This is a genomic window from Halomonas sp. (genome assembly GCF_041689495.1).
Taxonomy (GTDB): domain Bacteria; phylum Pseudomonadota; class Gammaproteobacteria; order Pseudomonadales; family Halomonadaceae; genus Halomonas.
Genome location: NZ_JBDNGD010000150.1, coordinates 1 through 23477, shown reverse-complemented (window position 1 = coordinate 23477; position 23477 = coordinate 1). Strand labels below are relative to the sequence as shown.

The following is a 23477-nucleotide window of genomic DNA, read 5'->3' as shown; positions in this document are numbered from 1 at the left end:
GCGCTGAAACTCAGGAAGCGAGTGAGGGAACGGCAGATCGTCCCGCTCAAGTACGTCGATTGCCATGATCGGCCCACGTTCATGCAGATGCTCAAAATACTACCGGTAGTGGGCGGGTGTGACAACCGGATAAGCACGGAAAGTTCTTCCCGAAGCGTCGCTACGGCGGCCTGCTCGTCATCGAGCCCTACCGCCCAGAGAGTGGCCTGCACCGTTGCACCGCCCTGTCCCCAGCGTCCAAGAAAGCGCGGATGTGCCGGATCGAGGGGCTGGCGTTCCAGCCACAACGGCCGACCGTCCAGGGCCAGGCGAAAGCGCTGCTCGAGTCGGCCGGAGACGAAGGGCAGCGAACTGGCCGGCCTGCCCAGCGCCAGCACCTCCCAGCCCAGGCAACGGGCACTCCCCTCGAGCTGGATGCTGGTGCCCTGCTCCCCCCGGGAACCGTCGAAGGCCAGGGTCTCTTGAGGCAACCACTCGAGAATACCGCCATCGGCCACCTCCAGCCGGGTATGCTGCGTCCAGGCCACGCCGTGGCTGTCGGCCTTGTAGAGCTTGTTGGCCGCCGGGGTGGTGAGCAACGCATGAGCGCCGTTCTCGACACGGGTCGAGATCGACAAGGCATCGCCACTGACCAGCCCTCCGGGAGGATGCAGGAGATAGGCATGACAGGCGCCCCTCGTCCCCTCAGGATGGAAGGTGCGCTGGACGCGAAGCGGACCTCGATGCCGTGAGCGGACCATTCGGGTCACGCCGCGACGCGCCTCGAAGCCCAGCGACAGGGTCGCCGCCCAATGCCGCTGAGCATCGAAGCGATGGCCGGAGAGCTCGGGTATGCTCGTCTCGAAAGCTGTCATACCGTCAGGTGCTCCTTGATGAGTTCATCTGAGAGCTCATCGATCCCGCCATTGGCCACGGGGCGCCCTCGATCGATGATGGCGAAGCGGTCGGCGAACTTGCGGGCGAAGGGCAGTTTCTGCTCCACCAGCAGGACTGTCAGGCCGTCCTCGCGGATCAGGCGACGAATCACCTCACCGATCTGAGTGACGATATTGGGCTGGATGCCCTCCCCCGGTTCGTCGAGAATCAGCAGCCGAGGCTCGATCACCAGGGCACGGCCGATGGCCAGTTGCTGCTGCAGGCCACCGGACAGATCCCCGCCTCGACGATGCTTCATTTCCTCGAGTACCGGAAAGAGTTCATGGACGCGATCGAGGATCCGTTTGACGCCGTCTCTCCTGGCGGCGAGGCCCGTTTTCAGGTTTTCCTCCACGGTCAGCAGTGGAAAGATCTGACGGCCCTGGGGCACATAGCCGATACCAAGCCTCGGGCGATCCTCGATGGGCTTTCGGGTGAGGTCTATATCGCCGGCATAGCGGATGCTGCCCGACGAGATCGCCACCTCACCCATGATGGCCTTCATCAGGGTGGTCTTGCCCACGCCGTTGCGCCCCATCACGCAGGTGCAGGCACCCTCCGGGACCTTGAGGTCGAGATCCCAGAGGGTGTGGCTCTGACCGTAGGACTGGTTGAGTGCCTCGATCATCAGCATCAGGCAGCCTCCTCGTCCGGGTCGGCACCCAGGTAGACCTCGATGACCTTCGGATCACTGGCGACCTGGTCCATGCTGCCCTCGGCCAGCACACTGCCCTGGTGGAGCACCGTCACGGTACGGGCGATGGAGCGCACGAAGCCCATGTCGTGCTCCACCACTACCACCGACTTGCTCCACCACTACCACCGACTGCTTGCCCTTACCGGCAAGGCCAGTCAGGAGTTCAGCGGTACGCTCCATCTCCTGTTCGGTCATGCCGGCTACCGGCTCGTCCACCAGTAGCAATCGTGGCCGCTGCATAAGCAACATGCCGATCTCCAGCCACTGCTTCTGGCCGTGGGAGAGGATGCCCGCGGGTCCATTGCGCAATTCAATCAACCCGATGGTATCGAGCATCTCCTCGATACGATCCCGGATCTCACCGGTCATGCGAGCGGTCAGGGTCGGCAGGATGCGCTTGTCGGCGGCCATGGCCAGCTCCAGGTTCTCGAAGACGCTGAGCGCCTCGAATACCGTGGGCTTCTGGAACTTGCGGCCGATGCCGAGGCTGGCGATCTCGGGCTCGTTCATAGCCAGCAGATTATGGCGGCTGCCGAACCATACCGAACCGCTGTCGGGTCGAGTCTTGCCGGTGATGATGTCCATCATGGTGGTCTTGCCCGCCCCGTTGGGGCCGATGATGCAGCGCAGTTCGCCGTCCTCGATGGTCAGGTTGAGGTCTTGGATGGCCTTGAAGCCGTCGAAGCTGACGGTGACATCCTCCAGATAGAGGATCGGGCCGTGGCGCACATCCACCGGAGAAGTTGCGGGAACCAGAAAATCGAAGACCCGATCACGCTCGGCAAGGGAACTCAGGAAACTCATGCGGAGGCCTCCTTGGTGGTATCGCTGGACAGCGGATCATTGCGGTGCCCCTTAAATCGGTACGCCAGCAGGCCGGCGACACCCTTGGGGAGGAAGACCGTCACCAGCACGAACATGCCACCCAGGGCGAACAACCAGGCGTCCGGCATGACGCCGGTGAAGACGGTCTTGGCGTAGTTGACCAGTAACGCCCCGATCACCGCACCATAGAGCGTCCCTCGACCCCCCAGGGCGACCCAGAGCACGATCTCGATGGAGAAGATGGGCGAGAACTCGCTGGGATTGATGATGCCCACCTGGGGAACATAGAGCGCGCCGGCCACCCCGGCGAGCATCGCCGAGACCACGAAGACGAAGAGCTGGAAGCGTTCGACGCGATACCCGAGGAAGCGCGTACGTGCCTCGGCATCACGACAGGCGACGCTGACTCGGCCGAGCTTGCTGGCGACGATGGCACGACACAGTACATAGCCCATCGCCAGGGCCAGGCCGGTTGCCAGGAAGAGCCCCAGACGGGTGGTGTCGGTACGCAGGTCGAAGCCAAGCAGCTCCCGGAAGTCGGTCAGGCCGTTGTTTCCGCCGAAGCCCATCTCGTTGCGGAAGAAGGCCAGCAACAGCGCGAAGGTCATGGCCTGAGTGATGATCGACAGGTAGACCCCGGTCACTCGCGAACGGAAGGCCAGGAAACCGAACACGAGCGCCAGGGTCCCCGGCACCAGCAGCACCATCAGAAAGGCGAACCAGGGCATGTCGAACCCGAGCCAGTACCAGGGCAGGCTGTCCCAGTTCAGGAAGACCATGAAATCCGGCAGGATCGGATCGCCATAGGTGCCGCGATCGCCGATCTGGCGCATCAGGTACATCCCCATGGCATAGCCGCCAAGGGCGAAGAAGGCCCCGTGGCCCAGGCTCAGGATGCCCAGGTAGCCCCACACCAGATCCACCGCAACAGCCAGCAGGGCATAGCTCAGATACTTGCCGAGCAGCGTCACGGTGTAGGCCGAGACGTGCAAGGGATGTCCCGCCGGGACGGCCAGATGGAGAACCGTCACCAGCGCCAGGCAGGCGAGCAGCACGCCCAGGAAGAGTCGGGTCGCCCCTTCATTGAAGGGTTGCATTAACCACATATCAATCTAGCCCTCCGCGGCACGCCCCTTCTGCGGAAAGAGTCCGCGGGGGCGCTTCTGGATGAACAGGATGATGAAGACGAGCACTATGATCTTGGCCAGCACGGCACCGACCCAGGGCTCGATCACCTGATTGATCACGCCCAGCGACAGACCCGCCACCAGGGTGCCCCAGAGATTCCCCACGCCGCCGAACACCACCACCATGAAGGAATCGATGATGTAGTTCTGGCCAAGGTTGGGCCCCACATTGGTGAGCTGGGACAAGGCAACCCCGGCGAGACCCGCCACCCCGGCGCCCAGGGCGAAGGTCATGATATCCACGCGGGTCGCCCGGATGCCCATGGAGCGCGCCATGGCCCGGTTCTGAGTCACCGCCCGAACCTCGAGACCGAGGCGGGTACGACTCATCACCAGCATCAGGCAGGCAAACACCACCAGGGAAAACCCGAGGACGAAGAGACGATTCAGGGTGAGTGACAACCCCTCATTGATCATCAATGAGCCGCTCATCCAGTCAGGCGAGACCACGGTCCGGTTCTGCGGGGAGATGACAGTGCGGACCAGCTGCTGGAGAATCAGGCTGACCCCGAAGGTCGCCAGCAGAGTCTCCAGGGGACGTCCCTTGAGGAACTGAATGACGCTGCGCTCGATGGCGATTCCTGCCAGGGCCGCCACCAGGAAGCCCGCGGGAATCGACAGGACCAGTGCCAGGCCGGGTTGACCGGGCAGCAGCTGCTGCATCGCCCAGGTGGTATAGGCCCCGAGCATGATCAACTCGCCGTGGGCCATGTTGATCACCCCCATGACCCCGAAGGTGATGGCCAGGCCGATGGCCGCCAGGACCAGCACCGAACCAAGCGACAACCCGAAATAGAGGGTCTCGAGGCCACTGTTGAGGCGCAACTTCTGTTCGATGTCGACAAGCGCCGCCGATGCCGCATCGGCGACCAATGTGTCATCGCTTCGCGCGGCCGAATTGAGAGCGGCGCGGACACGACCGTTCAGGCTGCCCTCGAGCTCGGCGATGGCATCGATGTCGCCCTCGTTGAGGCGGTGAATCGCCAGGCCCTGCTCGAGCAGACGGCGAACCTCGGCATCGTCCTCAGTGGTGATCACTTCGCGTAGTGGCTCGACCATCGAGGCATCCACGCTGCCCAACAGCTCGCGAGCCGCATCGCGCCGGTCATCGGCATCATCCCTGTAGAGGTCGAGCACGGCCAGCGCGCTCTGCAGCTGACCGCGCAAGGCATTGTTGATACCGATGTCATTCAGATCTCGACGCGACATCTCGCCGGCGTCCTCGAAGGTCAGGGCATCGACCACCGGCCAGTTGCGCCCGCGGTTCTCGAGCACGATGACGAAGCGCCCGGTGTCCTTGTGACGCTGCAACTTGCCACCGAGCAATTCATCAAGCCAACGGCGGCTACGCTCATCACCGCTGACGATAATGGCCTCGATGGCCTCAGCCTTGGCGTCGTAGGAGAGTGCATCCAGGGCTTCCAGCAGGGCCTGACCCTGGACCGCGTCCTCCTGGGCCTGGGCCATCGGTGCGAGGCCCATCAGCAGACAGAGGAGCAATGCCCCAGGCACGAATGCTCGTATCATCCTCATGGGAGAATCCTGTGGGTTATCCGTTGAATATTGAGTGGCGTGTCACGTGGGCCGGCCTTTCGGCCGACCCGGGGATCATTCGGCCTCGGCCTCGCTGCCACCACAGCTGCCCTGGACCACGTTGTAGTTGCCGCATTCCATCGGCTTGCGCCAGTCGCTGATCAGGTCACGCGAGCCTTCCAGGTAGTCGGACCAGGCATCGCCGACCACGGGGGAAGGTGTCTGCCAGACGATGGAGAACTGGCCATTGTCCTGGATCTCGCCGATCAACACCGGCTTGGTGATGTGATGATTTGGCATCATGGCTGCATAGCCACCGGTGAGATTGGGCACGGTGACCCCGATGATGGCGTCATTGACCTCGTCGACGTCGGTGGTACCGGCCTTGCGCACCGCCTCGGCCCACATGTTGAAGCCGATGTAGTGTGCTTCCATGGGATCGTTGGTCACCGCCATCTCATCGCCGGTGTACTCGATCCAGGCATCGATGAAGTCGTAATTGACATCGGTATCGACGCTCATGAAATAGTTCCAGGCCGCCAGGTGCCCGACCAACGGCGCAGTGTCGATGCCGGTCAACTCCTGCTCGCCCACCGAGAAGGCGACGACGGGAATATCGGAGGCGTTGATGCCCTGGTTGCCCAGTTCACGATAGAAGGGCACGTTGGCGTCGCCATTGATGGTCGAGACCACCGCCGTCTTCTTTCCCTGGCTGCCGAAGTCATTGATCTCCGACACGATGTTCTGCCAGAACGAGTGACCGAAGGGCGTATAATTGATCATGATGTCTTCATCGGCCACGCCATGTGAGTTGAGGTAGGCATCAAGGATCTTGTTGGTGGTACGCGGATACACATAGTCCGTGCCGGCCAGCACCCAGCGCTCCACGCCGACATTGTTCATCAGGTAGTTGACGGCAGGAATCGCCTGCTGGTTGGGCGCCGCCCCGGTGTAGAAGACGTTCTCGGAGGACTCCTCCCCCTCGTATTGCACCGGGTAGAAGAGCAGCCCGTTCAGCTCCTCGACCACCGGCAATACCGACTTGCGCGATACCGAGGTCCAGTTGCCGAAGATGACATCGACCTCTTCCTGGGCCAGCAACTCGCGCGCCTTCTCGGCGAACAATGGCCAGTCGGATGCCGGGTCCACCACCACGGCTTCCAGCTGACGCCCGAGCAGCCCGCCCTGGGCGTTCTGCTGCTCGATGAGCATCTCGACGGTGTCCTTGAGCACCGTCTCGCTGATCGCCATGGTGCCGGATAGGGAGTGCAGGACACCTACCTTGATCGGGTCCTCCTGTGCCAGTGCCTGGGAGCCGGCTCCCAGCATGGCGGCCGAAAGCAGTGCCGCGGTAAAGACGCGCCCGGGATCTGTCTTGCGTTGGACTGTGGTCACTTGAACCTCCTTGCGCCCTCATGGTGAAGGGACTCGTTTTGGAAGCATCACGCCGGCGATAACATCGACCGGGTGACGGACTGCACCATACCCACAGCAAGAAATGCGCCATGATGTCATTTTCTTGATATGCCCTTTATTTATCAGCTGTTTGTAAAAAATGGATCCTGCTAATCAAGCCCACGATGCACCCTTAAGGTGCAGCAAGCAGCGACATCGAGAATTACCTCTTTCCGAGTGCACCACAATGGCGCCATGGCACCCCGATAGGGAAAGAATAAGGGGCGCCGACTCGGTCGACGCCCCTTAATGTGGGCATAGTGGTTGCCTTGGAGATCAATCGCCTTCGGGATTGCCGGTCCCGGTGGTCACCTTCATGCGGCTGCGCAGTATGGGGCCGACGATATAGGGCAGGATCAGCCCCAGGCCGGCAACGACCCAGAGACCGATGGCCAGGCCACTATCCCAGAGGATGGTCCAGTCACCATCGGAGATTTCCATGGCGTGTCGCAGATTCTTCTCCATCTCCGGCCCCAGCAACAGGCCGAGGATCACCGGCACCAGGGGTATTTCAAGCTTGCGGAGCACATAACCGCCCACCCCGAAGGCCACCATGAAGTAGAGGTCGAAGATGGTGTTGCTGATCGAATAGATCCCCACGAAGGCGATCATGGTGACGATGGGCAACAGGTACATCGGCGGCACCGAAAGCAGCTTGACGAAGATGCCCACCAGCGGGATGTTGAGCACCAGCAGCAGGAAGTTGCCGATCAACAACGCCGCGATCACACCCCAGACGATATCGGCATTCTGGGTGAACATAAGCGGACCGGGCGTGATATTCAGCGAAATGAGCAGCGCCAGCAATACTGCCGTGGTGCCGCTACCCGGCACACCCAGGGTCAGCATGGGCACCAGGGCACCACTCGAGGCCCCGTTGTTGCCAGCTTCCGGAGCCGCCACACCACGCGGGTCACCCTCTCCGAAATACCCTTTCTTGCCGAGCACGCGCTTCTCCAGAGTGTAGCTGATGAAGCTGCCCAGCGACGCACCGGCCCCCGGCAGGACCCCGGCAACGAAGCCGAGTACACCACCGCGAACGCTCGATGGCAGTATCTCGCGGATATCCTTCCAGGACAGGATGAGCTTGTTGACGGTCATCTTGGCCTTGCCGCCACCGGCACGCTTCTCGATGAAGAAGAGCAGCTCGGAAATGGCGAAGAGACCCACGATGGCGATGATGAAGTCCACACCCTCGAAGAGCTCGAGCACCCCGAAGGTATAACGAGGCACCCCGGTATTGTCGATACCCACGGTCGCGATCATCAGGCCGACGCAGGCCGCCACCACCGTCTTCATGGGGTTCTTGCCGGTGATGCCGCCCAGTGTCGCGAAGGCCAGCAGGAAGAGTGCAAAGTACTCCGCCGGGCCAAAGGTCAGGGCGAAATTGGCCAGCAACGGCGCCAGCAGGATCAGCCCCACCGTGGCGATCAGGCTGCCGATGAAGGAGGCGATGGCAGAAATCGCCAGCGCCTCGGCGGCCTTGCCCTTCTGAGCCATGGGATAGCCATCCAGGCACGTCATCATGGCGGGTTCATCGCCGGGAATATTGAGCAGAATCGACGAGATGCGTCCGCCGTACATGGCACCGGCATAGACCGAGGTCAGCATGATCAGGGCGGTCTCTGGTGCAAGCCCCAGCGAGAACGCCAGTGGAATCAGGATCGCCACCCCATTGGCAGGGCCAAGGCCCGGCAGGGCACCGATCAGGGTCCCCAAAAAGGCACCCAAGAGAGCAAACATCAGGTTGTGCGGCGCCAGGGCAACACCGAACCCGTCCATCAGATAGCCGAGTGTCTCCATCAACCCACCTCCAGAAACGACAACAGGCCCAGCGGAAGCGCAAGGTCCAGGGCGAAGCTGAACACCAGATAGACCACCACGCCCGAGATCGCCCCGGTGACATAGGCATTAACCGGACGGGCGCCCATGCGCCAGCACAGGGTACCGACAACGAGGGCGGTACTGATGATGAACCCCAGTGGCTGCAGGAACATCGCATAGAGAATCAGCACCACCACGGCGATGATCAGCTCGATGCCGGTGCGACTCCAGGGCCAGGCATTGTCCGGGTCCGGCCGCACGATCAGGTAGAGACTCGACAGCACCAGCACCACGGCCAGAATAAGGGGAAAGGTATCGGGGCCGACGGACTCGGCCCCACCGAAAGGTTCGGGAAACTGGGTAGCGCCCCAGCCGTATGCGACGGCCAGGACGATCAACAGCACCCCGAAGATGCGGTCATTGAAGGTCATTACTGAATCAATCCGATATCTTTTGACAGTTGCTCGATGTCAACGATCTGGTTGAGAACGAAGTCCTCGAACTCGCCGGCGGTCATGTGAAATGGCATCAAACCATTCTGGGTCATTACGCTCTGCCATTCCTCGCTGGCATATATGGTGTCCATGGCCTCGGTCCAGTAGGCCTTGGCATCATCGGAGATATCGGCGGGCATATAGAAACCACGCCAGTTGGGCCCCAGGGCATCGATGCCTTGTTCCCTGGCGGTGGGGATCTCGGAGAGATCACCGGGCAGACGCTCCTCGGACAGCACCGCGAGAACCCTGAGATCACCGGATTCCATGAAGCCCTGGGCCTCGCTGATATCGCCGGTAAAGGCATCGACATGGCCGCCTATCACCTGGGTCAGTGCCTCGCCACCGTTGTTGTAGGAGAGGTAAGCGATGCGAGGCAGGTTCTCGACGCCCGCTGCATCGGCCGCAATCAGCACTTTCAGGTGGTCCCAGCCACCCTTGGCGCTACCACCGGCAAACTTGACACTGCGTGGATCTTCCTTGAGGGCATCCATCAAGGCATTGAGATCCTGGATCTCGGAATCCTCGGTCACGGCGATGATGCCGTAGTCGGCACCCAGGGCACCGATCCAGTTGACCATATCGGCGGTCATGCCGGGGAACTGGCCCTGGGCCAGACGAGTGGTGGTGGCGGTGGAAGCGGCGACCAGCAGGTGGTCGTCACCGGACCGCTTGCTGACGGTATGGGAGTAGGCAACGCCTCCCCCGGCACCGGCCATGTTGATGGTCTGGACGTTGCCCGACACCAGGTCGAGATCCTGGAGGACGTTGCCCACGCTGCGACAGGTGAAATCCCAACCGCCGCCCGGATCGGACGGTGCGATGCACTCCACCTTGCCCTGGGGTTCGAAGGCCATGGCGCTTCCCGTCCCGAGGGTGAAGGCGGCGACGACAATCAGCTTGAGTGGCGTTCTGGTGATCATTGTGGTGGTCTCCCTTGAGAGGATCAGGTGGCTGAAATCTTGACTTGTCGAAAACTGACGCTTAGCTTACAGTTCTGTAAGGCAGAACGTCATTCCTCACAATGGAAAGCTAGGCCGAGTGGCGGCATGGGTCAACGCCCGGGAATCAAATTACGACCAAAGTTCAACAACGAAAGGCGATAAGGAGGCAGGAGCCGACAATGGCACAGGATCGCGTCGAAGCCGTGGAACGGGCCTTGACGGTGCTCGAATCCTTCGATTCTGCACAGGAGCGTTTCTCCCTGGCCGAACTGGCCGAATCGACCGGCTACTACAAGAGCACCCTGCTTCGCCTGCTGGGTTCCCTGGAGCGCTTCGACTATGTGCAGCGAGATGACGACGGACGCTGGCGTCTGGGGCATACCCCTCTGCGCCTGGCCAGACGTCATCCTCCCGGACGCCAACTGGCCGCTCGGGTACAACCCTTTCTCGATCGCCTGGCCGAGACTCTCGGCGAAACTGCTGCCTTGTTCGAAGTCAAGGAAGATATCGCCGAGTGCCGTCTGGTCGCCCTGCCGGAAACACGACTCCGCCATGACCTCCACCCTGGCGCTCGATGGAAGGTCAGCGACGCGGAGGATCCTCGTCCAGTGCTGCCCGGCGGCGCCATGGTATGCCATGCCCTGGCGACGGTGGGCGGCGAACCCGGGATATGGGTGTCGATATCCGGCCCGCATGGAAGGGTCGAGGTGAAGCGTGCCGAGACTGCCCTGGCAGCCGTCATGGTTGAACTCGGCTCTCACCAGAGTGGTAAAACACAGGAGACGCTTCCATGACGATACTTCTGGTGGAAGACGATCCCCTGCTGGCGGAAACCCTGCTGGACGCCCTTCGGCTGGGAGGTCATGAGGTCCATCCACTGGCCGATGGACGCTTGGCTCGACAGCGGTTGTCGATGCCTGCCCATGGCCATGACCTGGTGCTGCTCGACCTCAACCTGCCGGGTTGTAGCGGTCTGGAGGTCCTGCAGGCCCTGCGAACACATGATCGCGATACGCCCGTCTTGATCCTGACCGCCAGGGGAGCCGTGGAGGATCGGGTCCGGGGGCTGGACCTGGGTGCCGATGACTACCTGGCCAAGCCCTTCGCCCTGGACGAACTCGAAGCCCGGGTGCGCGCCCTGCTGCGACGACGCAGCACGGATCCGGAACTGCGCATAGGCCCCCTGACCTTCGACACCCTGAGCCAGACCTTCAGCCTCGACAATCAATCACTGGCGCTTCCGCCACGCGAGCAACGGCTGCTGGTCTGTCTGATGCGACATGAGGGTGAACCCGTGGACAAGGCCAGCCTCACCCGGGAAGCCTTCCAGGGCGATGCCATGGGCAACAACGCCATCGAGGTCTATGTGCATCGTCTACGTCAACGACTCGCCGGCCACGCCATCGCCGTAAAGACGGTACGCGGCCTGGGATACCTGCTGGAGGCCACGTGAAGCGGGGTGACAGCCTCTACCGACGCCTGCTGGCCTGGCTACTAATCCCCCTGCTGGTGCTGGGTGGCCTGATGCTGCTGCAGGCCTTGGTGGAAGCCCGCCGCACCGCCGACCGTGCCTTCGACCGCTTGCTCGAGGCCGCCTCCCTGGCCATTGCCGAGCAGCTGCAGTGGCAGAACGAAACCCTCTGGCTTGACCTGCCTCCCGCTGCCCTGGAAATGCTGGCAACCGATGCCGAAGAGCGCGTGTTCTACAGCATTGTCGACCAGGAAGGCGTCATGATCACGGGAAATGCCGACCTCCCCGGTGATTCGCGCCAAGATACCGATACCCGGAACACCCTCACCTATCACGACATCGACTGGCAGGGCATGGCGTTGCGCCAGGGGGTACGTCGTACCCGACTCGAGGACTGGCGACTCCGCGAATCCTTCGAGGTGCGTGTTGCCCATACCCGCGAGGGTCGCGATGCCCTCACCGGGGAATTGTGGCGTGCCAACCTGATGGGGATCCTGGCCATGGGACTGCTGGCGGGCGTGAGCCTCGTGCTCGCTATCCGCGCCGCCCTGTCTCCACTGACGCGGCTGCGGAAAGCCATTCGCACACGAGATCCTCGTACCCTCTCGCCCCTGGATCTGCCGCTTCCACGAGAGTTGGCCGAACTGCGTGACACCCTCAATGACCTGCTGGCGCGCATGCGGCGGGTTCGTGCCAACCAGGAGCGATTCATAGGCGATGCGTCTCATCAGCTACGCACCCCACTGGCCGGGCTCTCCGCGCGTGCCGAGCTGGCCCTGAGGCAGGACGACCCTTCCCGCTGGCGTGATGCCCTGGAGGCCATGCGAGCCACCAGTGCCCGAACCGCCCGACTGGCCATGCAACTGCTCTCGCTGACCCGACTGAACAATACGGAATACCGCCCGGATATTGCCGATCTGGACCTCAATACCCTCGCCAGACAAGCCGTGCGTGATCACTGGGCCGCCTGCCATCGAAAGGGAATCGACCTCGGCGTGGAAGCACCCGAGGCACCGGTATGGATTCAGGGCAGCGATTGGCAGCTGGCAGAAGCGCTCGGTAACCTCATCGACAACGCCAGTCGATACGGCGCCCGACGAGTCACCGTGCGGGTCCATGCATTTCCTTCCCGTCTGGAGATCAACGACGACGGCCCAGGCATCGCCGCCGACAGGCGACTGATGATGCTGAGACCCTTTCATCGTGACCACCATGACCTCGAAGGCTCCGGTCTGGGACTGGCCATCGTCGACGGTATTGCACGAGCGCATAGGGCACGCTTGAGGCTGGAACACGGGCATCACGGGAAGGGCCTGAGTGTGATCCTGGCGTTTCCTGGAGAGATATCATGAGCCAATGGATTCGATGTTGTTTCTTCGGACTTCTGCTCGGCCTCTGGAGCCTCGCCGCGAACGCCGACGATCTCCTGGAATATCCGGTAGACCCGGACGCTGGTCCCGCCATGACACTGGTCATCCACGCGGCCCTGGACATTCCCCATGTGCGTCCCCTGCTGGAGGCCTTTCACCGGCGTTATCCGAACATCGAGCTGACCTATCGCAACCTCTCGACGCTGGAGCTTCACCAACGCTTTCTCGAGGCTCCGGACCAGGTCGACGTGATGATTTCCTCGGCCATGCCCTGGCAGTATTGGCTGGCCAACGCCAGCCATGCCCGACCCCTCGAGACGGCTGCCGCCAGCGACTGGCCCGCCTGGGCCCGATGGCGGCAGGAGTTGTTCGCCTTCACCTTCGAGCCCATCGTCATGGTGGTGAGAACTGAATTGATCGAGCGTTTCGGGGCCGTCCGAAGCCATGCCGACCTCCTGGCCCTCCTCGATGCACATGCCGATCAACTCGCCGGACGCGTGGTGACCTATGACCCGGTAAACAGTGGTGCCGGCTACAGCTATGCCATCGAGGAGTCGCGTCTCTCGCCACGCTACTGGGACCTCGTCGCGGCACTGGGAAACACCGAGGCCCGCCTGGTCGGTACTACCGGCGAGATGCTCGACGGCCTGATCGACGGTCGCTACCTGCTTGGCTACAACCTGCTGGGCAGTTATGCCCGCCGTGTCGTGGACGAGCATCCGGCGCTCGAATTGGTGGTCCCCGAAGACTATGCGCTGGTCACCCAGCGCCTTGCCTTCATTTCCCGTCAAACGCCCCATCCCGAGGCAGCCGAACGCTTCCTGGAATACCTGATCAGCGAAAGGGGGCAAGGAGTGCTCGCCGAGAATACCGCCCTGGGGGCATCCACCCGGGCCTGAACGGGCCAGGCACGGCATCGGCGATGCGCAGGGAGCTGGGAGAGGGCCTTCGACCCATCGCCCTGGGTCCGAGCCTGCTGGCCACCCTGGATGATCTCAAGCGGCAGGCGCTACTCAACCGTTGGCAACGCGAATATGCCCAGTCATCCGAGACGGATGATCCCTGAAGGTGGATAACCCAGTGGCAAGGAATTCAGCGTCGATGGCCGGTATCCCAGCCCCTGGCATTCGCCTCGCCCGGATCGAACCAGTCCAGGGTGGCATGCAGGCCCACGACACCGCCGACGATGATGAGCGTCGGGGGCTGTACCAGGGAAGAATCCAGACTCGACGGCAGAGTGGCCAGGGTCCCCCGATGCACCCGCTGGCGAGCCGTGGTGCCCTGCTCGATCAATGCCATGGGTGTATCCGGGGGGAGGCCATGGGCGATCAGCTGGCGACGGATTTCCTGCATGCCATGCAGCCCCATGTAGAACACCAGCGTCTGGCCGGGACTGGCCAGGGCAGGCCAATCGAGATCGCTGGAGCCGTTGCGGAGATGGCCGGTTACCAGGCGGACCGACTGGGCATGATCACGGTGGGTAAGCGGGATACCCGCGTAGGCGGAACACCCCGAGGCCGCCGTGATCCCGGGAATCACCTCCACCTCGATACCCTGAGCCACCAGCGCCTCCAGTTCTTCGCCGCCGCGGCCGAAGATGAAGGGGTCCCCGCCCTTGAGCCGGACCACCTGCTTGCCGGAGTGCGCCCAGTCCAGCAGGGCCTGGTTGATGCCCGATTGCTGAAGGCTGTGGTCGGAACGGACCTTGCCGACATAGACGCGACGCGCCGCCGGGTTGGCCAGTGCCAGGATTTCCTCGCTGACCAGCCGGTCATGGAGAATTACCTCGGCGGCTTCCAGGCGTCTGAGTGCCTTGAGAGTCAAGAGCTCCGGATCCCCGGGACCGGCCCCGACGAGGCTGACCCGGCCCCGGGGCCTTCTGTCGCTCGACGCTGCTGACTCAGCCCTGGCAGGGCCATTGCTGTCATCCTTCATTCGCGTAAGCCTCCCGACGAAACTGACTCGGATCAAAGCGGAATCATACCGGTTTTTCCCAACTTTTCAGGCTGGTCTATGCTGAAGGGGTATGCAACGCCAAGTGGCCGGCCTGCCGTCAAGCATCTACTGCCTGTCTGTGATGGCTGTCGATTCAACTGAAACAGGAGGACTCGATGACCAGTGAACCTCGACTCCGACCCATCCTCCTTCCCGACACCCGGGCACGACGGGTATTCGAACGCCTTATCGCCGGTTCCGGGATATCCCTCAATGGCGATGCCCCTCAGGACCTGCGTATCTTCCACCCCGATTTCTTCTCGCGGGTCCTTCATCAGGGCAACCTTGGCCTCGGCGAGTCCTACATGGACGGCTGGTGGGACTGCGGGCGGATCGACGAGATGGCCTATCGCCTGCTGCAGCATGGGCTAGGTGAACGCGCCAAGCCCCCGCATGAACGCTTTCTCTACCGCCTGCAGGCGGGCTTCTTCAACCTCCAGAGCAAGGCGCGCGCCACCATGGTCGGAGAGGCCCACTACGACCTCGGCAACAATCTCTTCGAGCGGATGCTGGACAGCACCATGTGCTATTCCTGTGGCTACTGGAAACAGGCTCGCACCCTGCACGAGGCTCAGCTAGCCAAGCTGGAGTTGGCATGTCGCAAGCTTGATCTTTCTCCCGGCATGACGGTATTGGACATCGGCTGCGGTTGGGGCAGCTTCGCGGAACATGCCGCTCGCCACCACGGGGTCGAGGTCACCGGCATTACCATCTCCAGGGAACAGGCAGCCCTGTCACGGCAACGCTGTGACGGCCTGCCGGTCGAGATCCTGCTGCAGGATTACCGCGACCTGACGGGCACCTATGATCGCGTGGTCTCCATCGGCATGTTCGAACACGTGGGCCACCGCAACTACCAGACCTATTTCAGGACCGTGGAGGACCGGCTGGCCGATGACGGCCTCTTCCTGCTGCACACCATCGGTTCGAACCATTCCAGGGTCAGCGCCGATCCCTGGTTCAACCGCTATATCTTTCCCAATGGCGTGCTGCCCTCGGCCAAGCATATTGCCCAGGCCAGCAAGGGTCACCTGCTGATGGAAGACTGGCACAACTTCGGTCCGGACTACGACCCTACCCTGATGGCCTGGCTTGAGAATTTCGACAGTCACTGGCACGAAATCGCCCACCACTACAACGAGCGCACCCGTCGCATGTTCCGCTACTATCTCTCGGTCTGTGCCAGCGCCTTCCGCTCCCGGGACCTGCAACTCTGGCAAGTCGTCTTCTCCCGAGGCCGACCGGGTCGCTATGATGCGCCTCGCTGATCCAGCCAGCGGAAACAGATACGACAATCGGTAACGGCCTGACGCCCAGCGCCGATTCGTCGAGGTCAGGACAAAATTGCAGTGATTCGACAACCCGTCAGGGACCCCTCCATGATCCAGCAGACACTCGAGCGCGTCTTCGGCTACCCGAAATTCCGACCAGGACAGCGACCGGTCATCGAAGCCATCTTGGCCGGCCGCTCGGCAGCGGCCATCTTCCCTACCGGCTCCGGCAAGTCGCTCTGCTACCAACTGCCTGCCCTTCACCTGCCACACCTGACCCTGGTGATCTCCCCACTGCTGGCACTGATGCAGGATCAGTTGGCCTTCCTGGCACGCCGCGGCATCGCGGCCGCCAGCCTCGATTCCGGCCAGAGCCGCGAGGCAGCGGCGGCGGTGATGGAGGGCGTCAAGCGTGGTGACATCCGCGTCCTGATGGTCTCGGTGGAGCGCCTCAAGAACGAGCGATTCCGCGCCTTCATCCGCCGCGTGCCGATCTCGCTGATGGTGGTGGACGAGGCGCACTGCATCTCCGAGTGGGGGCACAACTTCCGGCCGGACTACCTCAAGCTGCCCGCCTACCGCCAGGAGTTCGCCATCCCGCAGGTGCTGCTGCTCACCGCCACGGCCACACCGAGGGTCATCGATGACATGCGAAGCCGCTTCGACATCGCGCCGGACGATGTCACCGGCACAGGCTTCTATCGTGACAACCTCGACCTCCAGGTGTCGCCGGTACCCGCAGCCGATCGCACGCGCCGGCTGGTGGAGTGGCTGCGACCGAGGTTCGAACAGGGGCCGCCCCAACCGACCATCGTCTACGTCACCCTGCAGCAGACCGCCGAGCGACTTGCCGCCTACCTGGAGAAGGCCGGCCTGCCGGCAACCGCCTACCACGCCGGGCTCGACGGAGATCGACGCGACACGATCCAGCGAGACTTCATGGCGGGTCACACACCCTGCATCGTGGCCACCATCGCCTTCGGCATGGGCATCGACAAGGCCGATATCCGCAACGTGGTTCACTTCGACCTGCCGAAGTCCATCGAGAACTACAGCCAGGAGATCGGCCGTGCCGGCAGGGACGGTCTTCCCTCGAGCTGTCTGATGCTGGCCGGACGCGACCATCTCGAGGTACTGGAGAACTTCGTCTACGGCGATACCCCCGAGCATCACGGCATTCGCCGGGTGATCGATGAGATGCGTGCCGCCGGTCGCGAGTGGGAGCTGATGCTCAACACGCTGTCGCGGAACAGCAATATCCGCCCCCTGCCGCTCAAGACCCTGCTCGTGCAGCTCGAGCTGCGCGGCATCATTGCCCCTCGCTACAGCTACTTCGCCGACTACCGTTTCAGGCTGGCGGACGACCCCGAGACGCTGGTGGAACGCTTCCAGGGAGAACGCCGCGCCTTCGTCCAGGCGATTCTCGATGCCTCGACCCGTGCCCGCACCTGGTACACGCTGGACTTTGCCACTCTAGAGGCCCTGGGCGCGGAGCGAGAGCTCGATACCCGGCGCGGTCGCGTCATCACCGCCCTGGAGTACTTCGTCGAGAAGGGCTGGATGACACTCGAGAGCAAGCAGATGACCGAGGTCTATGGGGTGCTCGCGCCAGACGCCGACCCCGCAGCGCTGACCGATGACCTCTTCACCTATTTTCGCGACAAGGAGGCGGCCGAGATCGCCCGGCTGCATGCCATGCTCGAGCTCTTCGAGAGTGACCGCTGCCTCAGCCGCCGGCTGGCGGAGTGGTTCGGCGACGACCGGGCCCCCGAGCGCTGCGGTCACTGTTCGGCCTGTCGCGGTCAGCCCGCCCGGCTGCCGCCGGGGCCGGAACGGGCCCCGCTGGAAAGCCGGAACCCGCACGAACTGCTCGGCGAGCTCGAAACGCGCCTGGCCAGCCAGGGCGAGGGGCACCCCGCCACTCGGGACCTGCTGGCCCGCTTCCTCTGCGGCATCTCCACGCCGCTGTTCACCCGGCTCAAGGCGCGACAGCTGCCGGGCTTCGCCGCCCTGGAGGGCTACCCCTACGCCGAGGTCCGCGACTGGCTGGGCCGGCACGGCGTAAACGCCTCAGCCCAGTAGGCCCCGGCACTGCAGCAGGCGCATCAGGAGGTGGACGGTATCCGAAAGCACGCTTGGCATATCGGTGTCCAGGCATCATAACTCCATGAAGTTACTCGAGATGGAACGATTCGATCAGATAACCATCAGGGGTAAAGTAAGGGCATTAAAGCTGCCCGCAAGCGGCTTGACGAACCGAAGCCCTGTGAAAGAGCATTGATATCAATTCAGTAACCTATCTCACCACAGCAAGGAGACACCATGACAAACATCGCTCAAGCCCAGTGCGAAGCCTGCAGCATCGATGCGCCCCGGGTCACGTCGGAGGAGATCGAGGCCTATAGGGCTCAGGTGCCCGAGTGGCAAATCGTCGACCGGAATGGCATCATGCAGCTTGAACGTACCTTCACGTTCAAGGATTTCGTGCAGGCCCTCGACTTCACCCAGCGAGTTGGCGAAATCGCTGAGCAAGCCGATCACCATCCGGCGATCCTCACCGAATACGGCAAGGTCACCGTGACCTGGTGGTCGCACAAGATCAAGGGCCTGCACAAGAACGACTTCATTCTTGCCGCCAGAACCGACGAGGTAGCGAATTAAATGTTCGAGCACATTGAGCGGGTTCCCGGGGATGCGATCCTCGGTCTAATCGAGGCCTTCAAGAAGGATGCCAATCCGCAGAAGGTCGATTTGGGCGTGGGCGTCTACAAGGACGACCAGGGCAATACCCCGGTAATGCGCGCCGTCAAGGAGGCCGAGGCCCTGCTGCTCAAGAACGAGACTACCAAGACCTACATCGGCTCGCATGGCGCTCCGGCGTACGGTGAGGTGATCCTGCCCATGGTGCTGGGCGAGGACTCGCCGGTGCTCGAGGCCAAGCGTGCCAGCGCCACCCAGTCACCGGGAGGCACCGGTGCCCTGCGACTGGCGGGGGACTTCATCGCCAAGCAGTTGCCCGGCCGGGCGCTATGGGTCAGCGACCCCACCTGGCCCAATCACCTGGGGGTCTTTCCGGCCGCCGGCCTGACCCTGAAGAAGTACCCCTATGTGGACGCCGACAACCGGCTGGACTTCGACGGCATGCTCGCCGCCATCAAGGAGATTCCCGAAGGCGATGTGGTGCTGCTGCATGCCTGCTGCCACAACCCCACCGGTTTCGATCTTTCCAGGAGCCAGTGGCAGCAGGTCCTCGAGGTCCTCAAGGAGCGCCAGCTACTTCCGTTGATCGATTTTGCCTACCAGGGCTTCGGCGAAGGCCTGGACGAGGACGCCTACGGGGTTCGGCTCCTGGCCGAGAACCTCGACGAGGTGATCATCACCAGTTCCTGCTCCAAGAACTTCGGCATCTACTGCGAGCGCACCGGCTGCCTGATCATGGTGGCGAAGACTACCGAGCAGATGGAGAATGTCCGCTCGCAGATCGCCATCGTGGCTCGCGAGAACTACTCCAATCCGCCGGCCCACGGCGGCGCCATCGTCAGCGAGATCCTGCATTCCGCCGAGCTGGCCTCCCTGTGGCGTGAGGAACTCACCGAGATACGAGACCGCATCAACACCCTGCGTCGCGATTTCGTCGAAGCCCTCAAGCCCTCCGGCCTGGATCAGAAGTATGCCTGTGTGGCCGAACAGCGCGGCATGTTCTCCTACACCGGGCTCACCCCCGACCAGGTGGATCGCTTGCGCGACGAGTTCGGTATCTACATGGTGCGCTCGGGCCGCGCCAACGTGGCCGGCTTCTCCCAGGAGAACCTGCCCTACCTGGCCAAGGCCATCGCCGTCGTCAACTGACCTCGTTACGATGACCCGATACCAGCAGAAGCCCCGCCCATCCGGCGGGGCTTCTCGTTACAGGGCAACAGCAATCCCGCCCATCCTCAGGCGTGCCCGTAGACGGCCTGTCGCCGTGGACTCGCCAGAATCCGGCGGAGTACCCACCAGGCCGTCAGTCCCGCCAGGCCATTGCCCAGGGCCGCGCCCATGGCAAGCCCCATCAGCCCACCCAGCCAGGCGCCAAGCCACAGGCATGGCAGATAGAAGACAAAGAGACGCGCCCCGGACATCAGCATGGCCCTCAGTGGCCACCCCAGCGCATTTCCAGCGGATACCACCAGCATGCAGATCCCCAGCAGGGTATAACTCGGCAGCAGGAAGCGGATCAGCATCGCCAGGTTACCCCTGACCTCCGGGTTGCCGGCCAGCACCTCGGCCACCCAGGGGGCACCCAGGGCCATCACCAGTCCCAGACCCAGTTGCCAGACAACCACCACCTTAAGCGCCAGGCGCAGCAGACGACGGATCTGGCCCCAGTCGCCCGCCCCGTAGCAGCGCCCGAGCCAGGGCGGCAATGACATCGTCATGGCCAGCACTACCATCAACGACAGGGTCTCGAGGCGGCTGGCCAGCCCCCAGGCCGCCACATGGGCCTCGCCCAGGGAGGCCACCACCGAGATGGCCAGCATGGCCGCCAGAGGCGGCATCAACTGGCTGATCATGGCCGGACCGGCGATGCCGGCGAAGAGCACCAGCGAGCGTTTCAACTCCCCTACCAACCCCTCGGCCGCCAGCCAGTCCTTGTCGCGCAGGCGTCGTACCAGCAGCAGCAGGCCGGTGCCGAAAGCGATCGAGGTCGCCCAGGCGGCCCCCGGCAGGCCCAGCCCCTCCCAGGAACCGACACCGAAGATCAGCAGCGGGTCGAGCACCAGGTTCAACAGGCTGGTGATCACCATCATCTTGCCCGGCAGCCAGGTGTCGCCGTGTGCCCGGAACAGGCTATAGCCGAAGTAGAGCACCGCCCCGAGCCAGGCCGCCAGCAGTTGGGGGGCCCAGTAGTGACGGATCAGCTCCCGGGTCGCTCCGTCGGCCCCCAGCAGGCCGAACACCGGAGCCTGGATGGCCCACAGCAGCAGCACCAGCAGCGCGATGGTGGCGGTCCCGACCAGCAGTACCAGACTGCCCAGCCGGCGCGCCCGCGCCGTCTCTTTCGCCCCCAGGGCACGCGAGATCAATGCCGCGATGGCGATACCCATGCCCACCTGGATGCCGATGACCAGAAAGGACAGCGGGAAGGTGAAGGACTGGGCGGCCAGGGGTGCCGTACCCAGGCGGGCGATGAAGGCACTGTCGACCAACTGGAAGCCCAGCAGGGAGAGCACGCCGATGGCCATGGGCCAGGTCTGGCGCCAGAGGGTGGAACCCAGCGATCGAGGGGCGTCGGGGTCGGTCACGAAGACTCCAGGGTACAGGGGCGCCGAGCATTCTACGCCAAATCACGGCGCGGCTCAGCTCGACAGACCCTCATGACTGGGCACGAAACCGGACAGCAAGCGGTCCATATCGTTGGCCGGCATAGGACGATAGAAGAAGAACCCCTGGACGAGGTCACAGTGCATTTCCCGGAGCAGTGTCAACTGTTCGGCGTTCTCGACACCCTCGGCCACAACCTCCAGCCCCAGCCGGTGACCGATGAAGATCGCCCCCTCCATGATGGCCCGATCCTTGGGCTGGGAGGGGGAATCATGCACGAAGGAGCGATCGATCTTCAGGGCGGTGACCGGAAAGTGCTTCAAGTAGCTCAGGGAGGAATACCCGGTCCCGAAGTCATCGATGGCAATGCGAATGCCGCGATGATAGAGACGACGCAGATCCTCGAGGACCGACTCGTCGGCCTCGATCAGGACATTCTCGGTCAATTCGATGCCGATATCCCGCGGGCCAAGACCATGGCGCTGCAGCGAGTCCTCGAAGCTTTTGAGGGCACCGGGCCGAACCAGCTGTCGACCCGACACATTGATATCGATGCGATGCTCGCGGAATCCCTTGGCACGCCATTCCACCTGTTGGCGGCAGGCTTCCTTGATGACCCAGTCGCCCAGACGATGGATCAACCCGGAGCGCTCGGCCAGCGGGATGAATTCGGCGGGCGAGATCGCCGGGCCCTCGGCCGGTTGCCAGCGTATCAAGGCCTCGAGATTCTCGATCCGCCCACTGGCAGCCGAGACCTGGGGTTGGTAGTGGAGGCAGAATTCACCCTCATCCAGGGCTTCCTCGAGTCGTGCCAAGAGATAGTGCTGGCGAACCAGCTCATCGTGGAGCTTCTGCTGGAAGAAACGCACGGCGCCTCGGCCATCCAGCTTGGCACGATTCTTGGCCACATCGGCATTGCGAATCAGCTCGCGTGACGTCTCGCCGTTCTCGGGAAACAGTGCCACACCCAGGCAGGCCGTGACCTGACGCTCGCGACCGTCCAGTACGAAGGGTTCACGGAAGACATTCTGGACATGACGAACCACCCGTCTGACATCGGGATCCAGATGGACGCCGGGGAAAGCCAGGACGAATTCATCACTGGAGACGCGTGACACCAGATCGGTGACCCGCTGGCATTCCCTCAACCGGCGGGTCAATTCAATGAGCAGACGATCGCCCTGCTCGTACCCGAGAGCATCATTGATCTCGACGAAGTGATCGATGTCCAGATAGATCATCGCCAAACCATTCCCCTGGCGTCGACAGGACTCCAGCAGGCCGTCCAGGTCAATCTCGAGCGTCTGGCGATTGGGCAGATGCGTGAGACTGTCGAAGCGGGTGGCAAAATCCAGGTCACGGTGGGCGCGTTTCTGGTCGGAAAGATCGACATCCACGCAGAACATCAAGGGTAAGTCGGTATGCTCATTTAGCATCAAGTGCTGCGAGAACACCGATACCAGTTCACCGCTCTTGTGCTTGAGCTCGAGTTCATTGGCGGGAATTTCCACGCCGGCATTGACCCAGGCACTGTGCGCCTCAATCACCCCCTGGCGCATGAAGGAGGGAATGATCAGATCTTCCAGTAACTGTCCCCGGGCTTCCTCGGCCGTATAGCCATAAAGACGGGTGCTGCCTTCGTTCCAGTAGATCACTCGCCGGTCACGATCATAGCCCTGAACCGCCACCTTCGGCAGGCTCTCCAGCAAGGTGCGGAATCGCTGCTCGCTTTCCAGATACTGGCGCCGTACCAGTTCGACTTCTTCCCTGCCAAAGGCCTGCGAGTCGGTGTCGTCAGGCGATAGTGACATAGGCACGTCGAACTCGAACGCACCGGAGACATCCTTGCGGTTCTCCTTCGGTCGGCGTTCCGGATCTCTGTGGCGTCGGGAATCGCTGGCAGTCATGGGGTCCACTTCAAGAGAAAGGACGGTCAATTGCAATCATAATGGCAACAGTTTGCACTTTGTCAGGCTTATCTTACACCCCTTTGTAGGAGATGACCTACATACCCGACATCAACGTTCTGAATGGGTCGTCATAAAAAATCACCTGATTAGCAATGAAGCTCAGCCGACCGAATCACCCGCTGGGGTTGCGGCTTGCAGCGCACGGCCGCGATGAGCAGCCGTGTCGGCAGCGCCCTGAGATCAAAGCGGCGGTTGAATCGATAGGTGAACGCGGCGAGGTAG

The 23477-nt window shown here is 62.7% G+C and carries 19 protein-coding genes and 3 pseudogenes; 9 read left to right on the top strand and 13 right to left on the bottom strand.

All coding sequences use genetic code 11. The features are described from left to right. Positions 1–107: 107 nt before the first annotated feature. The 9 genes and pseudogenes from ACESMD_RS05165 to ACESMD_RS05125 form a co-directional block, all read right to left on the bottom strand. A pseudogene (locus ACESMD_RS05165) lies at positions 108–740 on the bottom strand (urease accessory protein UreD); the annotation flags it as partial. 110 nt (positions 741–850) lie between these two features. Further along, on the bottom strand, positions 851–1549 hold the full coding sequence (gene urtE / locus ACESMD_RS05160; RefSeq protein ID WP_372610972.1) for an urea ABC transporter ATP-binding subunit UrtE: 699 nt from the start codon (positions 1547–1549) through the stop codon (positions 851–853). Then, positions 1549–2416: pseudogene (urtD, locus tag ACESMD_RS05155) on the bottom strand (urea ABC transporter ATP-binding protein UrtD). The gene urtE and the pseudogene urtD overlap by 1 nt, the downstream one beginning before the upstream one ends. Further along, positions 2413–3543, bottom strand: a complete 1131-nt coding sequence (urtC, locus tag ACESMD_RS05150; RefSeq protein WP_372610970.1) for an urea ABC transporter permease subunit UrtC — start codon at positions 3541–3543, stop codon at positions 2413–2415. The pseudogene urtD and the gene urtC overlap by 4 nt, the downstream one beginning before the upstream one ends. A 6-nt stretch (positions 3544–3549) precedes the next feature. Further along, the gene (urtB, locus tag ACESMD_RS05145) at positions 3550–5157 is read right to left on the bottom strand and encodes an urea ABC transporter permease subunit UrtB (protein WP_372610968.1); all 1608 of its coding nucleotides are present in this window, start codon (positions 5155–5157) and stop codon (positions 3550–3552) included. Positions 5158–5232: 75 nt separating this feature from the next. Then, entirely contained in the window at positions 5233–6552 is a 1320-nt protein-coding gene (urtA, locus tag ACESMD_RS05140; protein WP_372610966.1) for an urea ABC transporter substrate-binding protein, read from the bottom strand. 336 nt (positions 6553–6888) lie between these two features. Next, on the bottom strand, positions 6889–8415 hold the full coding sequence (locus ACESMD_RS05135; protein ID WP_372610964.1) for a tripartite tricarboxylate transporter permease: 1527 nt from the start codon (positions 8413–8415) through the stop codon (positions 6889–6891). After that, positions 8415–8867 carry a tripartite tricarboxylate transporter TctB family protein gene (locus ACESMD_RS05130; RefSeq protein ID WP_372610962.1) on the bottom strand — a complete coding sequence of 151 codons (453 nt, stop codon included), beginning with the start codon at positions 8865–8867 and terminating at the stop codon, positions 8415–8417. Before ACESMD_RS05130 ends, ACESMD_RS05135 begins: the two co-directional genes overlap by 1 nt. Next, positions 8867–9853 (bottom strand): Bug family tripartite tricarboxylate transporter substrate binding protein, encoded by a 987-nt coding sequence (locus ACESMD_RS05125; RefSeq protein WP_372610960.1) that lies wholly within the window; start codon positions 9851–9853, stop codon positions 8867–8869. The genes ACESMD_RS05130 and ACESMD_RS05125 overlap by 1 nt, the downstream gene beginning before the upstream one ends. 200 nt (positions 9854–10053) lie before the next feature. Between ACESMD_RS05125 and ACESMD_RS05120 the strand changes: the two genes are divergently transcribed. The 5 genes from ACESMD_RS05120 to ACESMD_RS05100 are packed head-to-tail and all read left to right on the top strand — an operon-like array spanning position 10054 to position 13781. After that, positions 10054–10668, top strand: a complete 615-nt coding sequence (locus ACESMD_RS05120) for a helix-turn-helix domain-containing protein (RefSeq protein ID WP_372610958.1) — start codon at positions 10054–10056, stop codon at positions 10666–10668. After that, positions 10665–11327, top strand: a complete 663-nt coding sequence (locus ACESMD_RS05115; RefSeq protein WP_372610956.1) for a response regulator transcription factor — start codon at positions 10665–10667, stop codon at positions 11325–11327. Before ACESMD_RS05120 ends, ACESMD_RS05115 begins: the two co-directional genes overlap by 4 nt. Continuing rightward, positions 11324–12697, top strand: coding sequence for a sensor histidine kinase (locus ACESMD_RS05110; protein ID WP_372610953.1), 1374 nt, complete (start codon positions 11324–11326; stop codon positions 12695–12697). The genes ACESMD_RS05115 and ACESMD_RS05110 overlap by 4 nt, the downstream gene beginning before the upstream one ends. Further along, positions 12694–13614 (top strand): ABC transporter substrate-binding protein, encoded by a 921-nt coding sequence (locus ACESMD_RS05105; RefSeq protein WP_372610951.1) that lies wholly within the window; start codon positions 12694–12696, stop codon positions 13612–13614. The genes ACESMD_RS05110 and ACESMD_RS05105 overlap by 4 nt, the downstream gene beginning before the upstream one ends. A 23-nt stretch (positions 13615–13637) precedes the next feature. Beyond that, on the top strand, positions 13638–13781 hold the full coding sequence (locus tag ACESMD_RS05100; protein ID WP_372610949.1) for a hypothetical protein: 144 nt from the start codon (positions 13638–13640) through the stop codon (positions 13779–13781). Between the two features lie 26 nt (positions 13782–13807). Here ACESMD_RS05100 and cobA read toward each other — a convergent pair whose 3' ends face one another. Then, positions 13808–14650 carry a uroporphyrinogen-III C-methyltransferase gene (gene cobA, locus ACESMD_RS05095; RefSeq protein WP_372610947.1) on the bottom strand — a complete coding sequence of 281 codons (843 nt, stop codon included), beginning with the start codon at positions 14648–14650 and terminating at the stop codon, positions 13808–13810. 176 nt (positions 14651–14826) lie between these two features. Between cobA and cfa the strand changes: the two genes are divergently transcribed. From cfa to ACESMD_RS05075, 4 genes are all read left to right on the top strand, one after another. Beyond that, positions 14827–15978 carry a cyclopropane fatty acyl phospholipid synthase gene (gene cfa, locus ACESMD_RS05090; RefSeq protein WP_372610945.1) on the top strand — a complete coding sequence of 384 codons (1152 nt, stop codon included), beginning with the start codon at positions 14827–14829 and terminating at the stop codon, positions 15976–15978. 111 nt (positions 15979–16089) lie between these two features. Further along, positions 16090–18063, top strand: coding sequence for an ATP-dependent DNA helicase RecQ (locus ACESMD_RS05085; protein ID WP_372610943.1), 1974 nt, complete (start codon positions 16090–16092; stop codon positions 18061–18063). Positions 18064–18303: 240 nt separating this feature from the next. Then, a complete protein-coding gene (locus ACESMD_RS05080) occupies positions 18304–18642 on the top strand; it encodes a 4a-hydroxytetrahydrobiopterin dehydratase (protein WP_372610941.1) in 339 nt (112 codons plus the stop codon). Continuing rightward, positions 18643–19830: an aromatic amino acid transaminase gene (locus tag ACESMD_RS05075; RefSeq protein WP_372610939.1), complete on the top strand. Its 1188-nt coding sequence runs from the start codon at positions 18643–18645 to the stop codon at positions 19828–19830. It abuts the gene before it with no gap. Between the two features lie 86 nt (positions 19831–19916). On the opposite strand, the gene ACESMD_RS05070 is transcribed toward ACESMD_RS05075, so the two are convergent. The 3 genes and pseudogenes from ACESMD_RS05070 to ACESMD_RS05060 all read right to left on the bottom strand — a co-directional run. Next, the gene (locus ACESMD_RS05070; RefSeq protein ID WP_372610976.1) at positions 19917–21206 is read right to left on the bottom strand and encodes an MATE family efflux transporter; all 1290 of its coding nucleotides are present in this window, start codon (positions 21204–21206) and stop codon (positions 19917–19919) included. Positions 21207–21320: 114 nt separating this feature from the next. Further along, positions 21321–23096, bottom strand: coding sequence for a putative bifunctional diguanylate cyclase/phosphodiesterase (locus ACESMD_RS05065; RefSeq protein ID WP_372610974.1), 1776 nt, complete (start codon positions 23094–23096; stop codon positions 21321–21323). A gap of 245 nt (positions 23097–23341) precedes the next feature. Further along, positions 23342–23477: pseudogene (locus tag ACESMD_RS05060) on the bottom strand (IS1595 family transposase); the annotation flags it as partial.

Bases quoted from the DNA above. Each gene is read 5' to 3' on its own strand.
- ACESMD_RS05115 (WP_372610956.1), top strand. From the start codon at position 10,665: ATGACGATACTTCTGGTGGAAGACGATCCCCTGCTGGCGGAAACCCTG.
- urtB (WP_372610968.1), bottom strand. From the start codon at position 5,157: ATGAGGATGATACGAGCATTCGTGCCTGGGGCATTGCTCCTCTGTCTG.
- urtE (WP_372610972.1), bottom strand. From the start codon at position 1,549: ATGCTGATGATCGAGGCACTCAACCAGTCCTACGGTCAGAGCCACACC.
- ACESMD_RS05070 (WP_372610976.1), bottom strand. From the start codon at position 21,206: ATGGCCATCGGCGTGCTCTCCCTGCTGGGCTTCCAGTTGGTCGACAGT.
- ACESMD_RS05085 (WP_372610943.1), top strand. From the start codon at position 16,090: ATGATCCAGCAGACACTCGAGCGCGTCTTCGGCTACCCGAAATTCCGA.
- ACESMD_RS05080 (WP_372610941.1), top strand. From the start codon at position 18,304: ATGACAAACATCGCTCAAGCCCAGTGCGAAGCCTGCAGCATCGATGCG.
- urtC (WP_372610970.1), bottom strand. From the start codon at position 3,543: ATGTGGTTAATGCAACCCTTCAATGAAGGGGCGACCCGACTCTTCCTG.
- ACESMD_RS05120 (WP_372610958.1), top strand. From the start codon at position 10,054: ATGGCACAGGATCGCGTCGAAGCCGTGGAACGGGCCTTGACGGTGCTC.
- ACESMD_RS05075 (WP_372610939.1), top strand. From the start codon at position 18,643: ATGTTCGAGCACATTGAGCGGGTTCCCGGGGATGCGATCCTCGGTCTA.
- ACESMD_RS05130 (WP_372610962.1), bottom strand. From the start codon at position 8,867: ATGACCTTCAATGACCGCATCTTCGGGGTGCTGTTGATCGTCCTGGCC.
- ACESMD_RS05135 (WP_372610964.1), bottom strand. From the start codon at position 8,415: ATGGAGACACTCGGCTATCTGATGGACGGGTTCGGTGTTGCCCTGGCG.
- ACESMD_RS05100 (WP_372610949.1), top strand. From the start codon at position 13,638: ATGCGCAGGGAGCTGGGAGAGGGCCTTCGACCCATCGCCCTGGGTCCG.
- cobA (WP_372610947.1), bottom strand. From the start codon at position 14,650: ATGAAGGATGACAGCAATGGCCCTGCCAGGGCTGAGTCAGCAGCGTCG.
- ACESMD_RS05065 (WP_372610974.1), bottom strand. From the start codon at position 23,096: ATGTCACTATCGCCTGACGACACCGACTCGCAGGCCTTTGGCAGGGAA.
- cfa (WP_372610945.1), top strand. From the start codon at position 14,827: ATGACCAGTGAACCTCGACTCCGACCCATCCTCCTTCCCGACACCCGG.
- ACESMD_RS05125 (WP_372610960.1), bottom strand. From the start codon at position 9,853: ATGATCACCAGAACGCCACTCAAGCTGATTGTCGTCGCCGCCTTCACC.
- ACESMD_RS05105 (WP_372610951.1), top strand. From the start codon at position 12,694: ATGAGCCAATGGATTCGATGTTGTTTCTTCGGACTTCTGCTCGGCCTC.